Genomic DNA, 15770 nt, shown 5'->3' with positions numbered 1-15770 from the left:
CCTGGTCTTGCTGAGCTCTACAGCCATCACCTTGAATTCTTTGTCGAACTTTCTTCTCTCTTGTGACATAGTGTTAAGTTATAGGTTTTTCGCTTAACTATATGTCCACTCAAATGTAGCAGCTCCAGGTGAAGTCAGCGGCGTTTTCTTCGTGGAAGGCTTTATAGCAGTCTCTTCCTCCAAACAACTCCAGCACATCCTCCCGCTGCAGAGCTGTTTTACTTTTTGAAAGAATACTGTGGTAAGAGGAATAGGGCCAATCGCTGAAGTCTTCTATCAGGCCATGGTGCTGTGGATTGAAATGAATGTAATAGATAAGCCTGGTAAAATAAGCCTCCGATGTCACTTCTTTCCTGCCGAACCGGTGCTGGAACAGCCGCCCGATGCGGTCGTATCGATTGTTTATTGTTTTAGCGTAAGCATTAAGCAGGTGCGCCAACTGCCGCTGCACACTTATCAACTTCGTTGCGTCCTCTGTTGTCCTTGATGGCCTCAGCGCATCCTCCTCCTTTATCCGGATAAGGAAGTGCACGTGATTAGGCAATAGGCAAATGTATCAACGTAAGGCGTTATATATTTCCGGTAGAGCTGCAGAAAATAAGCATAATTGTCCGGGTGCCTGAACAGCGTTTCTTTGTTGTTGCCCCGGGTGTAGAGGTGATAGTACTTTCCCGGTTCCAGCGAGGTTATCTTCTGCATCTATCCCTATACGAACTTGCGTGAACTTTGCTAAAAGACCTCGCAGCGTGCGCAGCTCCTGTGAGCGTCTGCACCAAAGGCTGCTACAAACCCTAAAACTTCTCCTCCAGCCACAGGAAGCCACTGCTCAGCACAAACAGCAGAACGAACCAAATAAGTGACACCGGCTCTTCTTTATAGGCCACAGCCGTTTCAGCAGCAGAAGCGGTGTTTTGCTGCGCGACAAAAGCCAATGTCTCCTGCTGCCTTTCCTGTATGGCTGTAAAAGTCCAGTCGGTGGAGTCCTGCACGAAGAAGTGATAAGGCGCGGCATCCAGTGTCTGCACCTGGTGCCAGCCGCTGCGGCGGGGCCAGAAGGTACCGCTGAACTGTGTGGGCTGTAAGGGATGCCGCGCCAGCGGCAGGTCAACGCTGGAAGAATCTGCCACATCGGTCACGACAGCGGAAGGCACATCAGCTCCAGCGGCGGTATAGTCCGTGAAGGTAAGCGTAAGCGGCTGGTTTGGTCTGGGTACTTGCGGCGAGGTAAGCTGCCAGAACCTTTCCTGCACCTCCTGCTTTGCCACTGCCGACAATAAGTTTGCCCAATAGCTGGCATATACCTCCTCTTTCCCCTCCAGCTGCCACGGAAACGTCTGCGGCACCAGGCTCATGGCTACTTTACCCCATCCTGCCCGTTTTGCACCTGCTAAAAACTGATCGTTCTGCTCTGCTACCAAGCCTGCTACAGCCGTTGTATTCACTAGCGTATAAGGTGCTGCAGTAGCGGTGGCAGTAGTATTGTCTGCCCAGGAGGCGCGGGTGCTGCGGGTATCCTGCTGCGAGAGCCGCCGCGTCTGGAAGGCCGTGAAGAAGCTCGTGCTGCGGCTATTGGCTGGTGCGCTGGCAATGGTAAGTATGCCCAAGCCCTCTTCTCTTACGGCGCGTTCTAAGGTGGCCCGTTCTCCGGCACTTAAGTTCTGTAATGCCTGTGGCTCCGTAATTACCACATCAAACTGCTGCAATAGTTTTGGCGTGAGGCGACTGAGATTGTGGCGGGGCATGTTGAGCCACTCGCTTTGGCTCATGCCCTTGCTGATGGTCGTGCGGAAAGCTACCCGGTGCTGTAACTCCGCCAGGTGGTTCTTCAGGAAACGGAACTCGAACAGCGGCGACGAAGCCAGCAGCAGCACACCTACCTCCTGCACCGGCCTCACCAGCACCGGCACCTGCCCCAGTGTGTCGGCGGCGTTTCCTGACTTTTCCACCACATGATAAACAAACTGCCCTGCCTGCTTCGGTGTATACCGTAGCCTGAAAGTAGCTGTCGTGTCCGCTGCCATTTCCACAGAATCCCGCACCTGGCCCGCAGCCATCAGGTAAAGCCAAGTACTTGCCTCCCCTTCCTTTTTATATTGGCTAGCTACTTCTACGGCCTCTCCCAATTTCACGCTTTCAGGCCAATGTATAGCGGCCGTACCTGCCGGTGTAGTGGAAAGATGCAGTTGTACCTGCACGTCTTTCAGCGGCTGCAGCTCCTCTTTCTTTAAACCGTATCCCAGCAAATGCACCTGCCTGAGACCCGGTTGCTCCTGCCGTAAGCGGTGCAGGCTCCCGACAGGCGTGGCATCATCCGCCATAGTGCCGTAGGCATAAACCTGTGGTTCAGCATCTGACCTTTGAAGCAATTGCTGTAGCGTATCCGCACTATATCCTTCGGTTAAAAGAATGGCAGTGCTGGGGCTAATAGCTTGTTGTGTAGTTGGCGGAAAAACCAGCAACATCAAGCTGATGCCTGCCACTACACTGGCTAGCAGTCGCCACACCAGCCGCTGCCGGTTGGGGCGTCGCCAGGCCAGCCACAGCAGGAGCAGTAGAACAGGTATCGCAATAAGCCAGGTAAGTGGTAACATAATTCGTATCTTTTATCGCGGGGGCAAACCCAGCATCGCTCGGAAGTTCTCTTTCCCCTCCGGCAGCTTTTTCAGATTTTCAATTAAAGTGATGGCACGGTCCACGCGCAGCTGCGGGTTATTCACACCAGCAACGTGTTGCAGCATATAGCGCTGCATGCCCGGCTTCAGCAGCAGAAAGCGCCGGTTCCCTTCCTCGTCTTGCCGCAGCAGTTCTTCCATCTCAGCGGGCACCTCTGTACCAAACTGGCTCTCATCTCTCTCTAAAGTTGCTGCTATAGTATCACCCAACTTTACGCCTGTTTCCTGCATGCGCTTTTTGCTGATGCTGATGTATGCTTTGCCCTCACCCAGTGCCATCAACCCGCATTGGAACTTCAGCTTGCCATTCACGGTGCAGTACAGGCGCCCTTTTCCGAGCTCCTGTACTACTTCCTTCGGCACCTCCAGGTAATGTATGCCGGGGAGGTGAGAGAGTAAGCCAATGTGGGTTTGAAAGTGAATCATGCTTTTGATGTTGTATGTTGTTTCGCAAGCTTTTCTATTTCGTTCCGCCTTGTTTCAAAAGACCTCGCAGCGTGCGCAGCTCCTGCGAGCGTCTGGGACTACTGCTGCAGCTGCTTCCTATACTCCTGCGCCAGTTTGCCCCGCTGCACGCGCTGCGGCTGCGGTGTCTTTTCCGCAGGTGGCAGCAGCGCCACCCAGGCCTGCTCGACTGTGCGCAGACATGACGGACAGAGAGCTTCCCCGCTGTTCATGTCAGATATAAGACTGCGCAGGTCCTGCAGGGCACGCAGGTAATTGCCGGGCCTGTTCAATGCCTGCTGTGCCAGCTCCTGCCCTGCCTGCTCCAGCACCTGTACATCCTGCTGCCTGTACTTTCCTTGTCTTTTATAACGCTCCAGCCAATCCAGGGCTGCACGGGTATGGGGCAACTTTGTCTCCGCTTTAATAGTCTGCCTTTCAGACAGTGGCGTAATTTTGTCCAGTTCTCCCGACAGGCGCAGTTCAGGCTCTTTCAAGGGCGGGGCCTCAAAACCTGTTTTGGCCACATAAGCCCGCTGCGATTGCTGTACTTCTTTTAACATGCGCAGCGCTTTGTATTCGAAGGGCAGCGCCTCTTTGGGTTTGTGCGTGCGCAGGCGCAATTCGGCTTCCCACATCTGCGCCAGCGCTCCTTTTAGTTTGGCTTTCACGGCAGGCTCAAAAATGGTGGCCTCGCCTTCCTGGTCGTGCTTGTGCATGTAAGGGTCGAGCAGCGCCTGCGGGTCATTCTGGTTTTCGAACTCCGGGTGGTCGTGGCCATCGTCAGCGGAATGCTGTTCTGCCTCATGCCCTTCTTCTCCTTCCGGTATGCCGCCTCCCGGACCGATGCCTGATTCAGACTCCTCGCCTAAAAACTTGCCATAGCGCAGGCGCAGCAGCTTTTGGTCTACACCAATATTGTTGGAGCGCTCCTCAAAGGCGGTGCGTGAGATACTTTTCTGCTCCTCCAGTAGTTTCTCTGTATCGATAATGATCTGGCGCTGACTGCGGAAATACTCCGGCACCGGGTTCACTCCCATCGACATGTCAAAAGAAGCTTCTACAATGGTGGTGTCCTCTATCTGCACAAAGTATGTCTCGGAGCGGGTGTAGCCACGGTGGTTGTCCCAGGCCTGCACGTAAAAGTATAGTTCATCGCCATAGGTCATACCCAGTTGCTGCAGGTCAAGCGTCTGGTTCACCGCAAAGCTGCGGCGGGTGCCGCTCAGGCCAAGGCTGATTTTCTCCTCCCTGAACTTTACCGCCTCGCCGGAGCCCTTGGCTACAGTTGCTATCATGTTGGCTTCCCGGATGCCGTAGTCGTCGGTGAGCTGCGCCTGCAGGTTCACGCGCTGCGGCTCCCCAAACAGAATCTCGGTGTACTGCTTCGGTTGCTGCACCTGTATAACCGGAGGCTCGTCTGGGGTAATCTCTATTGTATAGAAAGCAGACTTCTGCCCGTTGAGGTTGAGGTGGTACACGGCAGGCTCCGAAAAGCGGCGCGACAAAGTATACGCTTCTCCCTCTGCTGTGAAATCCGCCGCCACGTCTTCATTCAGCACAAGCTGCAAAGTCTTGGCAGGTTTGTTTGTGCGGATGCGCCAGCTGACAGCTGCTCCTTCTTCCACACGTATATTCGGACTTTCAGCTTGGTACGTGCTTTTACCAGTATAGGCCGGAGGCGTGATAGTGATATCTATTTTCTCTATGACAGTAGCCGTGTCAGTTGCAACGGGAGGTGCATCCGGAAATTCTACCTGTATCTCCTTTGGTGCATCCGTTGATGCAAGCGGAGCTGCTGGTAGATATAAAATACCTGCTGATAACACCAGGGCCAGGCCCAGTGCCACATAGGTTGCGGTACTGCGCAGGCTAAAGGCCTTCTCTTTCTCCGGATGAAGCTCCTGGAGAGTAGCGACTATTCTCTGCTGCTGCAGCCTTTCTAGTAGGTTAAGACTGCCTGAATCGCGGAGGAGCAGTCCTGTACTGTCTTCCAGTTGCGGGTACTGCCGGTTAAGGTGCCGCGCCACCTGCTGCAAATCTGTTTCCCGGATACTGCTCCAGCGCATCCCGAAATAAACTACTGCCGCCAACATGATGGCAATAGCTGTAGCAGCAAACACAGGTACTTCAAACTGCCACTTATAGAGTACAGCGACGCCCACAGCCACAACTGCCAATGCCTGCAGGGCATACAGCAGCGCCTTCGCCTGCACATACTGCCGGCGAATACGGTGGAGAATCCGAATGCTGCTGTCTAAAGCCATACCTATACTGTTGCGCGCCTTCCGGCGATTATCCTTTCTATCAAAAATAATATAAAAGCCGCTAACACGAGCCACGGCAGCAGGGATATACGCTGCGCCTCCGGGGCTTCCGGCGCAAAGACTGCTACTTTCTGTGCTGGCATCAGCTGCTGCTCGTCCAGCGCCCGCACGTCATGCATGCCTGTTTCCTGCTGCGGAAACAGCAGGGGCAGGAGCAACTCCGGCAGCTGTGCACTCTGGCCTAAACCACTCCAGTCCGGGCTAAAGCCGCTCCGGAAACGGTATAAGTGGCCCTTGCCAACTGGCTGCACCGTCAGCAGTGCCTCCCCACTTTGGGTTGCCCAGATAGCCTGCTGTGCATTATTTCCTATGATTCTGCTAAGCTGGTGCACCGCCACCTCTTCTCCGGTTGTAGCCATACTTGCTTTGATGGCGCTGGGCTCAGTGACAGGCTGCACCCACAGTTTTAGCCCCTGTTCAGCTATCTGTTGCTGCAGTTGCGGCGGCACCTCATCGCTCCGTAGCCAGAATATCCAGTCTGCCGTGGTGTCCTGTTCTGTGGTGATATGGGTGGGCCATTCAGTATAACTGCTGATGGCGCTGATGGCTGCTTGCAGGTAACGCACTTCTGGCTGCTGCGCTTCGTTGGCAAGAATGGCTATCTGCAGCGGCTCCGTCTGTACATGTACACGGCTGATGCTTTTGTCCGGAAGTATTGCCTGCAGTGTATCGGCCTGCCTTTGTAGTTGTAGCTGCTGGTTATTTACCGTAATGGTTTGCGCAGTGGCAGGAGTATGATAACGGCTGTAGGTGATGCCTTCGCGGGTGCCATTGCCTACAAACAGCAGCAGGCTATCAGGAGATGTCTGCACTGCTGCCTGTAGCCAGGTAGCAGTGGCTTCGGAGGCAACCGGAATCCAACGGATATTTTCCGGTATACCATCAGGACGCGTGCCTGCAAAATACTGCTGTTGGTCAGAAGTAAAGAGCCAGACGCTGTCCTGCGGCTGTGGGTGCCGCTCCGCCAAAGCCGGTAGCAGGGCCCAGTAGTTGGAGCTGTTCTGAATGCTTGAATCTGCAGTGCTGCTGCTCAACTGTTGCCATTGCTCCTGTGAGATAGCGGCAAAATCTGGTGTATAGGAATGCAAACTGTAGCCGCGCTGCAGCAGCGAGTCAATGATACGCTGAAGCTGCTGCCGTATAGAAGACTCGTATAGCAACTCCTGTCCCACATACAGGGCTTTCCGGCTTTCCGGGGCTTGCGGCGGTCGCACTATTACCGGCTGCGCCAACGCAACGGCTAACAGCAGCAGGATAAGGCAGCGCAGCAACAACAGCCACACATTATTCAGCTTTATGCTACTCCAGCGGTTACTTGCCGATGCTTCCAGCCAGCGCAGGCTGCCCATCTTCACCGTTTTCCCCTGCCGCTTGTTCCATAGATGGATGGCTATGGGAATAAGGATGGCGGATGCAGCAAAGAGCCAGTATGGAGCGAGAAATATCAATTTTGAATAACTGAATTTTGAATGACTGAATCAATTTTATCCGGATGCTGAATGCGCTGGCTATACATCAGTGCCTCGGCATAAGATAGAGAATGTATGGGAATGACGAAAAACAACAATTTAGCAATTTAACAATTAACCCTTACCCGTACAGCAAGCGTTTCTGCAGGAAGGTGCGGAGGGCTTTGTCCAGCGGCTCATCTGTTGTAAACCGGTCGTAGGCAATCTGGCGGCTGCGCATATCGCGTTCGGTTTGCTGCAGCCACTCCTGTAGCCTTTCGAGGTAGCTTTTGCGTTGTTCGGCGGTGCTTACCTGGAGCGTGCGTCCTGTCTCGAGGTCCTCAAAGGTGAGGGTGCCGCTATAGCTGAAATCCAGCTCATTCCGGGCCATCAGGTGAAACAGCAATAGCTCGTGCCGCTGAGCTCCTAACTTATAAAGCAGGTTCGTTATTTCGTCTTCCTGCTCGTACAGGTCTGTCAGAAACACGGTGAGCTCTTTCTGGCGCCTGTCGGAGAGCAGGTTGCTGGCTGCCTGCGTGTCCGGAAATTTGCCTTGCGGATCCACCTCGCTTAACTGATGCCAGAAGCGCTGCAGGTGCATGTTATCGGAGCGGGGCGTGAGGTTAATCAGCTGCTCCTCGTGCAGCACATACAAACCCACGGCATCGCCCTGCAGGGAGGCCAGGTATGCCAGCGAGGCTACAAGGAAACGGGCATAATCCATCTTGCGCAGGCCGTTTGCATCTTCATGTGCCATCGAGGCGCTGCCATCTATCACAAACCGTACCGTGATATTCGTGTCTACCTCCGCCTCCCGGATATAGTAGCGGTCGGAGCGGGCAAACATTTTCCAGTCCAGCTGTCGCAGATCGTCTCCGGGCTGGTAACTGCGGTACTGGCTGAACTCTAGCCCGGCCCCGCGCCGCAGGCTTTGGTTCTGACCAGCCAGAAAGCCTTCTACTACTGTTCTGGCCAGCAGCGGCAAATCTTTGATGGTCGCGAGTACCCTGGGGTCTATGAATTTTTCTTTAGACAAGCGTATGGCGCAGTTTCAATTCCTTAATCCGGGTTTCTATCAGGGCGTCGTTCAGCATAATGTTCACGCCACCTACTAGTTCCTGCCTTGCCTGCAGCATGTATTTACTGCTTTGCGAGTAGAAGACCATGGCGCAATCATGCAGCCGCCCTCTCTCCCCTGCCTTGTTGCAGTTCTGGTAAATCTCTATCATTAGAATAGGGTCAGAGAATATCTTTAAACTGGAGAGCTTGCCGAACTGCAGGGAGCCCTCCTGCCACAAAGGCGCATTGCTCACATTAATCTCAAATTCATAATAGGTACTCGCCTCTCTTGGGCATGTCCTGTAATCAGCACTTATGTTGATGTAGGTTCTGAGTTTGCCGGGTGCCTGGGTAATGGTAGAAAGCGCCAGTGCAAAACCATTTGACCAGAACACGTAGCTGCCCCCTACAGGCTCCACCTGTAGCTTATCTGAATAAAAAAAGTAAATCCTTTCTCCCAGCACGTTCCTCAGAATTCTTAACTGGTCTTCTGGTATCCTAACTATATCTACTTCTTCCTGCATATGCTCAAACTTAACGTTGTTTATGCTATAGCAATACGGCTTTCGGCAATTTTATATGCTGCAGCAACTCCTCTACCACCCGGTCAGGCGTAATGCGTTCTGCTTCTGCCGTAAAATTCACCAGCACACGGTGGCGGAGCACAGGGTATGCCATGGTTTGTATATCGGCAGCCGTAACGGCAAAGCGATTGTGCAACAGCGCACGCGCCTTGGCTGTCAGGATAAGTGCCTGCCCGGCTCTCGGCCCGGCTCCCCAGCGGCAATATGTTTTCACAAAATCCGCCGTGGTGGTATCGGGGCGGGTGGCACGCACGATATGGTTTACGTATTGCAGCAGCTCTTCGCTGATACTTACTTCGCGCACTAACTGCCGTAGCTGCAGTACCTCCTCGCCGGATATGCTGGATTGCACCTGCACCTGCCTGGTGCCTGTGGTGTTGGACAGAATGTTCAGCTCTTCCTGCTCCGTCGGGTATTTGATTTTGATGTAGAGCAGGAAACGGTCTAACTGTGCTTCGGGCAGCGGGTAGGTGCCTGCCTGCTCTATCGGGTTCTGGGTAGCCAGCAGGAAAAAAGGGCGCGGCAATTCATATGTTTTACCCGCATAGGTTACTTCATACTCCTGCATCGCCTCCAACAGGGCGGCCTGCGTTTTGGGCGGCGTCCGGTTTATTTCGTCGGCCAGCACGATATTAGAGAAAATTGGCCCTTCGTTGAATTTAAAAAAGCGCTTGCCGGTCGCATGGTCCTCCTCCAGCACTTCGGTGCCTAAGATATCGGTCGGCATCAGGTCCGGGGTGAACTGTATGCGGCGGAAGCCAAGATCCATAGCATTGGCTAAGGTCCGCACGAGCAGTGTTTTGGCCAGGCCGGGCACGCCCTCCAGCAGGCAGTGCCCGCCGGCCAGCAAGGTAATCAGCACTTCGTCCAACACCTCCTCCTGGCCCACAATTACTTTCTGTATCTCCTGCTTCAGGCGTGGTAGCTTGCCCAGCAGGTATTGTATGTCTTGTTCTGTCATTTGTATTTGATGAATGACGATTTGTTTTCTTAGCGAGGCTTAAAACTTAGTTTTAGCTTTAAGCTTCGACTTAGCTTTTCGCCTCGCCGGCGGGGCCTTACTTTTCTCCTTGATGAGAAAAGTAAGCAAAAGAATCAAGACGATTCTGAACTCGCTGAACGCTCAAACAAAAAATCGTCAAAGGTGCACTTGGCAAAAGCCTATTTATTTTAGCCTCATTTTCAAATCTAATAATATCAACTAGTTAAAGCATACATGATGATGTTGACGCCGAACTTGGTGTTATCCTCTGCCAGCCAGCGCTTGTTCCGGAAGTCGTAGTCCCATTCACAGCCGTAGTCTTTGTTGCTGTAGAGCACTGCTATTCTTCCGTCCACTTCAACAGCCTTCAGGTAGTCGTGTACGAGGTCGTCGCCCCAGCCGTTGAGCTCAAATGATGTCGTGGGCGGACCTTCGTCGAAGGTGAAGAAGCTGCGGTAGAGTTTGTGGTTGTTCGGGATTTTCTTGAGTGCGTTCTGCCCGAATATCTGCCGCATCTGCTCTTCAAAAGAACGGGCAAAAAGGCCATCGATGTCGTGGTTGCAGTCATCTACAAACACGAAACCGCCGTTGCGCACATAGGTCTCAAAGTTCTGCCGCTCCTTCTGGTTAAACTGCACCAGCTTATGCCCACTCAGGTAGCTGAACGGGTAGTTGAACAACTCCGCACTTTCCAGCGACACCACCTTCTCCTGCTCCTCTACCTGCACCGTCGTATACTGGATAAGCGAGTGCAGCAGGTTGCTCGGCATACGCGGGTCGGTATCCCAGTTGCCGGAGCGGTATTGTAAGCGCACGAAGGTGAAGGGTTGCACTTGTAGAGTTATGAATTTTGAGTTCTGAGTCTAGAGTTTAATATGTAAAACGAATGCCGCATACAGACATCCTGCATGCGGCATTCGAATGATTAGCAGTTCTTATACCGCATCAGAAAGACTGGTGAACGTAAAGTCACGGATCTTCATCGGCGGAATCAGGCTGCCGTTGATGCGCTGTGGTTTGCCGAGCGCCTCCAGGTTGTTCAGCATGATAACAGGGCTCTCGTTGAATCGGAAGTTTTTGACCGGGTACATGATTTTGCCGTTCTCGATGTAGAACGTACCGTCGCGGGTAAGGCCGGTGTAGAGCAGCGTCTGCGGGTCTACGGCGCGGATGTACCACAGGCGTGTTACCAGAATGCCGCGGCTCGTGCTCTTGATCATATCCTCCAGCGACTGGTTACCTCCTTCCATGATGGTGTTACCCGGAGGCGGAATAGAAGCTGCGCCTTTATTGGAAGCCCAGTAGCGGGTGTTATAAAGGTTCTTCACCACACCGTTTTCTATCCAGGTTACTTTCTGCTGTGGACGGCCATCGCCTGCAAACGGAGCAGCAGGCACTTCCGGGTTAGACGGGTCTGAATATACAGTAATGCGCTCATCTACCAGTTTCTCGCCTTTCTTTGTCTGCCCCCCTGATTTGCTCAGGAAGCTTCGGCCTTCCTCGGCAGCACGCTGGTCCATGTTGCTGAACATATTGCGGAGCAGGTCAATGGAAGCGGCAGGCTCTAAAATAACAGTATACTTACCTGGCTCCAGCGCTCTGGCGTTTCGGGAGTTAGCAGCCTTTTCGGCGGCGATCTGAGAGGCCTTTCCTGTATCCAGTTTGCTAATATCGCTATAGTCCTGCGTAACATAACCGGAACCGGTGCCATCTTCGGTGCGCATGGTTACTGAGAAATCCACCACCGTAGAAGGATGGTAGGCAAACAGGCCTTTCGAGTTCATCTTAGCGGTGAAATTGCTGTAATGCTCCAGAAAACCGGCTGCTGTTAAGTTTTTGGCAGAAGCAGCGGCAATGCTTTTGGCAGCGGCATCGGCACGGTAAGCCGGATCCACATTGTTGGTGCTGTCGAAAAACTCTTTGGTGATGGTATACTTCTGTGGGCCTAAAAAGGCTATATACTCCGGGCTTTCAGGAGCCAGGCGCGCTGTTTCTTCTGAGCGTCTGATGACCTTCTCCAAAGATTGATCGTCAAACTCATTGATAGTTGCTACACCCGAGCGCTTGCCGAAACGGGACTCTACCGACATAGACACATTTTCTTCTGCGCCGCTCGTAGATACCTCATTTCTGGCATAGCGGATATTACCGCCTGTGTTGCCGTTAAGTGTTATCTCACACTCATCAGCCTTTGAGAAACCCAGCGCCTTTTTTAGTATCGCCTGTGCTTCTGCTTGTGTTAATATCGCCATTTTGATTGATGCTAATTTTGAAGGTGAAAAGACTAAATCTTACGCGCCGTATTGATCACGTTCACACCATTAAAGCGGGTGTGTGCGGAGCCGTGTGACACTGCGCTGATTTGGCTAGGCTGACCCTTTCCGTCAAAGAAGGAGCCGAACATGCGGTAGTCACTTTCATCACACATGTCGGCGCAGGAGTTCCAGAATTCCTGGGTGTTGCTCTGGTACGCCACGTCCTCCAGCGGACCCACAATTTTACCGTTCTTAATTTCGTGGAAGGTGGTGCCACCAAACTGGAAATTGTAACGCTGCTGGTCGATAGAGTAGGAGCCACGGCCGGCGATGTAAATGCCTTTGTCTACGCCTGCAATCAGCTGATCTACGTTCTTTTTCTCCCTGCCCGGTGCCAGCGATACGTTTGGCATGCGCTGGAACTGCACAGAGCTCCAGCTATCGGCGTAGCAGCAACCATGCGATTCGTCTTCGTTAATGATGTGCGCCTGGTCACGGATGGCCTGGTAATTCACGAGCGTACCATCCTTAATCAAATCCCACTTCTTCGTCTTCACGCCTTCGTCATCCCAGCCCACATACCCCAATGAGCCCGGCTGAATTTTATCTGCAAAGATGTTTACTTTATCAGAGCCATACTTAAAGTTCTTGGTCTTCCACTTATCGAGCGTGGCAAAAGAGGTACCGGCATAGTTTGCCTCATAGCCCAATACGCGGTCCAGCTCCAGCGGGTGGCCTACAGATTCGTGAATAGTGAGGCCGAGGTGGTTCGGGTCAAGTACGAGGTCATACTTGCCTGCCATCACCGATTTGGCTGTCAGCTTTTCTTTTGCCTGTTTGGCAGCCAGTGTGGCATCCTCCAGCATGTCGTAGGCATAGCGGTAACCTACTAGGCCAGTGCCCGCCGGTCCGTTAATTTTCTCCGATGCCTTTGGATTCATGTACTCATAGCCCATACCCATTGGTGCGCTCAGCGCCTCACGGGTTTTAAACTTACCTGAAGCCTTATCTACAGCCGTTACAGTAAAGTTCGGCCAGATGCGGTGGATGTCCTGGTCAATATAAGAACCTTCGGTAGAAGCAAAGTACTTCTGCTCGTTCACCTGGAACAGGGCGGAGTTTACAAAACTGGCGCCATTGTCCATTGCTGCAGCATTAGCGGCTAATAATAAGTCGGCCTTTTCGCCTACAGGCACTTCAAAAGCGTTTTTCTCAATAGGGGTTTGCCAGCTCACCTCCCCATAGCCCTGTACCGGGGCCAGTTGCACCGGCTCTTTCTGCAGCTTTGCATTTGCCCTGGCAATGGCCACGGCCTGCTCAGCGGCTTTCGCCACGCCTTTATCCGACACATCGGACGTGGCGGCAAAGCCCCATGTGCCGTCTGCCAGCACACGCACTCCTACGCCAAAGGATTCTGCATTCACAATGTTCTGCACCTGCTTTTCACGGGTAAAAATATACTGCTGCAGATAGCGGCCAATGCGCACATCAGCGTAATTGGCACCTCTTGATTTCGCTGTATTCAGCGCCACATCGGCCAGGCGCTTTTTCAGCGCAGGGTCTACCTGCTCCAGCATGCGCTCCGGCGAAACGATGTCGCCGAACACAGGGATAGAAGGCAGCATTAAGCCTCCGAAACCCAGTGCCGATAGTTCAAGGAAATTTCTTCTTTTCAAGGTATGTTAGGTTAGTTACAGGTTTAAGCATTCGTTTCGGTAGCTAAGTATAAATAAATGTGCTTGCTTTTCAAAGTTACCCCGCCGATTATCTGTTAAAAAGCATCATTTCATGGATGAATGTGGTGCCCCCCTCAGAATTGGCATGCCAACAGGCTACGCAAAACGTTAAGAAGCAGAAAGCGCAGGATAGTGAATCCTGCGCTTTCTGCTTCTTAAGAGAAAATGATATGTTGCTTATGCTTCTTTCACAAGACCTGAAAGCCCCTCTTCTTTTAACAGTTCGTTGAAGGCTTCTGCTTGCTGGCGGCTCTCGAAACGACCCGCTTTAATGCGGTGTATTTTCTTGCCTCTGAACTGCTCATTTGTCAGCTCTATATCCAGGTGTCTGTCAAAGGCTTTTAGTTTCTGGCTGAGCTGTTCTGCGTTCCTGATGCTGGTATACGTACCTGTTTGGATGGTGAAAACGCCTGCGTTCTTAGGGTTATAATCTTCTGGCAGCTCCAGCACTTCCACTTTTACGTTTCCGATGCCAGCCTTGTGGAATTCAAGTTCCCTGGCTGCCACCTCTGATACATCAATAATGCGGTCTCCCACAAATGGTCCTCTGTCGTTGATGCGGACAATCACGGACTCATTGTTTTCGAGGTTAGTCACTTTCACCTTCGTGCCGAAGGGAAGTGTTTTATGCGCGGCGGTCATTTTGTTCTTGTTGTAGAGCTCACCGCTGCTGGTTTTTTTACCGTGGTATTGGCTTCCGTACCACGAAGCCTGGCCCTTTTGGGTGTCGGTGGTTTGTGCAAGTAGGGGCTGACTGATACCGATGAATAGAAAAATGATTACTGATAAAATGTAGCACTTTCTATTATTAATCATATAGCTTACTAGTTGGTGAAGCTGTAAAGGTAGACAAAATTTCTCAAATTGAGCCTTATACGGCGTTTATAGCCCTTGGATGTAGAGGGATACGGCTTCAATGGCTACCGACGCTGTAAGTCATGATTTAGAAAAAAGTGCGATTTTGGCACGTATGACCATCTTTTCATGTGTTAGAAGCATAGAATATAAACTATAAAAAATAATGAAAAAAATTTGAAATAAAAATTGAACCGGGGGAAATAAAAGCTAACTTTTACCTTTTTCGGGAGCAGAAGGGGCTGCCATGGGCTGCTTCTTTCCGCCTTCATCTAACCGAAAACGTATAGGAAAACAAAACTGAAAGGATGGACTTTGGAAAGCTACAAGACATTAGCAGTGTAGACTTTACACTGCCCCCCAACCACCCCGACACACTGCCTTTACTTCAGCAGTCCGGCTCGTATATTAAGCCCAGCGTATACATTGGGCTGCCGGTGTGGGTGAACAAAGCATGGGTAGGCGACATCTATCCCAGCAGCATGCGGGAGAAAGATTCTTTGCTATGGTACGGAAAGCAGTTCAGCACCATTGAGCTTAACAGCACACACTACCATATCCCAAGCCCCGATACCATCGACCGCTGGCGGCAGACAGTACCGCAGGGGTTTACCTTTTGCCCTAAATTTCCGCAGCTCATCAGCCACGAAGCCGCTTTGCGTAGCACCCAAGATATAACAGCTGCCTTCTGCGGAGCCATTGCAGGCCTGGAAGACAAACTGGGTAATGCTTTTCTGCAGCTCTCTCCCAGCTTTAGTCCGCGCCAGCTGCCCGACCTGGAGATATTCCTCCAGTTTATTCCGGAAAGCATACCGATCACGGTAGAATTGCGCCACCCCGCCTGGTTTGCAGACAGTGGGGCATCGCGGGAGCTGTTTGAGGTGCTGGAGAAGCACAAGGCAGGCACCGTGCTCACCGATGTGGCCGGACGCCGCGATGTGCTGCACATGCGCCTTACCACGCCTTCAGCCATGGTCCGGTTTGTGGGCAATGGGCTGCACCCAACAGATTATACCCGCATTGATGCCTGGGTGGAGCGCCTGCAGCAGTGGTTCGACCATGGACTGCGCCAGCTCTACTTCTTTGTTCATGAACCGGATAACGTGCTGGCTCCGGAACTGGCCACTTACCTCATCCAGCAACTGAACAAAGTATGTGGCTTTGACTTGAAGCCTCCGAAGAAGTATGTGCAACCGGTACAGGGGGAGCTGTTTTGAAGGCTACTTCTGGCTGTGTGCAAATCTCGGTTCAGCAGACCAATCAAATGCTTTTACTCAATACCTGATTTGGCAGGTATAGTATAAGCTTATTTTATAGACGCAATTTTCAGGAAATCGTACTATTCATTTACAAACTGCTTTTACCTGTTGTTACACGTACTTGCAGGTTAAGTCCTGCCATAGCACTA

14 protein-coding genes are annotated in these 15770 nt (G+C 52.2%); 1 reads left to right on the top strand and 13 read right to left on the bottom strand.

Translation table 11 applies throughout. From position 1 onward, the window contains the following. Positions 1 to 109: 109 nt before the first annotated feature. The 13 genes from DXT99_RS22800 to DXT99_RS22740 all read right to left on the bottom strand — a co-directional run bounded on the left by DXT99_RS22800 (position 110) and on the right by DXT99_RS22740 (position 14323). The gene (locus tag DXT99_RS22800) at positions 110 to 532 is read right to left on the bottom strand and encodes a hypothetical protein (protein WP_147294283.1); all 423 of its coding nucleotides are present in this window, start codon (positions 530 to 532) and stop codon (positions 110 to 112) included. Further along, positions 511 to 699 carry a hypothetical protein gene (locus DXT99_RS22795; RefSeq protein WP_115567905.1) on the bottom strand — a complete coding sequence of 63 codons (189 nt, stop codon included), beginning with the start codon at positions 697 to 699 and terminating at the stop codon, positions 511 to 513. Before DXT99_RS22795 ends, DXT99_RS22800 begins: the two co-directional genes overlap by 22 nt. 92 nt (positions 700 to 791) lie before the next feature. Beyond that, entirely contained in the window at positions 792 to 2591 is a 1800-nt protein-coding gene (locus DXT99_RS22790; protein ID WP_246000967.1) for a hypothetical protein, read from the bottom strand. Positions 2592 to 2603: 12 nt separating this feature from the next. Then, positions 2604 to 3098, bottom strand: a complete 495-nt coding sequence (locus tag DXT99_RS22785) for a DUF1905 domain-containing protein (protein ID WP_115567903.1) — start codon at positions 3096 to 3098, stop codon at positions 2604 to 2606. Positions 3099 to 3196: 98 nt separating this feature from the next. After that, positions 3197 to 5383 (bottom strand): DUF4175 family protein, encoded by a 2187-nt coding sequence (locus DXT99_RS22780; RefSeq protein ID WP_115567902.1) that lies wholly within the window; start codon positions 5381 to 5383, stop codon positions 3197 to 3199. A 2-nt stretch (positions 5384 to 5385) separates the two neighbouring features. Next, positions 5386 to 6891 carry a BatA domain-containing protein gene (locus DXT99_RS22775; protein WP_115567901.1) on the bottom strand — a complete coding sequence of 502 codons (1506 nt, stop codon included), beginning with the start codon at positions 6889 to 6891 and terminating at the stop codon, positions 5386 to 5388. A 142-nt stretch (positions 6892 to 7033) separates the two neighbouring features. Continuing rightward, positions 7034 to 7927, bottom strand: a complete 894-nt coding sequence (locus DXT99_RS22770) for a DUF58 domain-containing protein (RefSeq protein WP_115567900.1) — start codon at positions 7925 to 7927, stop codon at positions 7034 to 7036. After that, positions 7920 to 8474 carry a hypothetical protein gene (locus DXT99_RS22765; protein ID WP_115567899.1) on the bottom strand — a complete coding sequence of 185 codons (555 nt, stop codon included), beginning with the start codon at positions 8472 to 8474 and terminating at the stop codon, positions 7920 to 7922. Before DXT99_RS22765 ends, DXT99_RS22770 begins: the two co-directional genes overlap by 8 nt. Positions 8475 to 8499: 25 nt before the next feature. Beyond that, positions 8500 to 9495 carry an AAA family ATPase gene (locus DXT99_RS22760; protein WP_115567898.1) on the bottom strand — a complete coding sequence of 332 codons (996 nt, stop codon included), beginning with the start codon at positions 9493 to 9495 and terminating at the stop codon, positions 8500 to 8502. Between the two features lie 236 nt (positions 9496 to 9731). After that, complete coding sequence (locus DXT99_RS22755; RefSeq protein ID WP_115567897.1) at positions 9732 to 10349, bottom strand: DUF4159 domain-containing protein; 618 nt, start codon at positions 10347 to 10349, stop codon at positions 9732 to 9734. A 102-nt stretch (positions 10350 to 10451) separates the two neighbouring features. Then, entirely contained in the window at positions 10452 to 11768 is a 1317-nt protein-coding gene (locus tag DXT99_RS22750) for a TldD/PmbA family protein (protein ID WP_115567896.1), read from the bottom strand. A gap of 32 nt (positions 11769 to 11800) precedes the next feature. Beyond that, complete coding sequence (locus tag DXT99_RS22745; RefSeq protein WP_115567895.1) at positions 11801 to 13447, bottom strand: TldD/PmbA family protein; 1647 nt, start codon at positions 13445 to 13447, stop codon at positions 11801 to 11803. A 237-nt stretch (positions 13448 to 13684) separates the two neighbouring features. Beyond that, positions 13685 to 14323: a septal ring lytic transglycosylase RlpA family protein gene (locus DXT99_RS22740; RefSeq protein ID WP_115567894.1), complete on the bottom strand. Its 639-nt coding sequence runs from the start codon at positions 14321 to 14323 to the stop codon at positions 13685 to 13687. 347 nt (positions 14324 to 14670) lie between these two features. Here DXT99_RS22740 and DXT99_RS22735 point away from each other — a divergent pair, with 347 nt between their 5' ends. Further along, a complete protein-coding gene (locus DXT99_RS22735; protein ID WP_115567893.1) occupies positions 14671 to 15579 on the top strand; it encodes a DUF72 domain-containing protein in 909 nt (302 codons plus the stop codon). The last annotated feature ends 191 nt before the right edge of the window (positions 15580 to 15770 follow it).

Source organism: Pontibacter diazotrophicus, from assembly GCF_003367245.1.
GTDB classification, from domain to species: Bacteria; Bacteroidota; Bacteroidia; order Cytophagales; family Hymenobacteraceae; genus Pontibacter; species Pontibacter diazotrophicus.
This window is presented reverse-complemented; position numbering and strand designations above follow the sequence as displayed.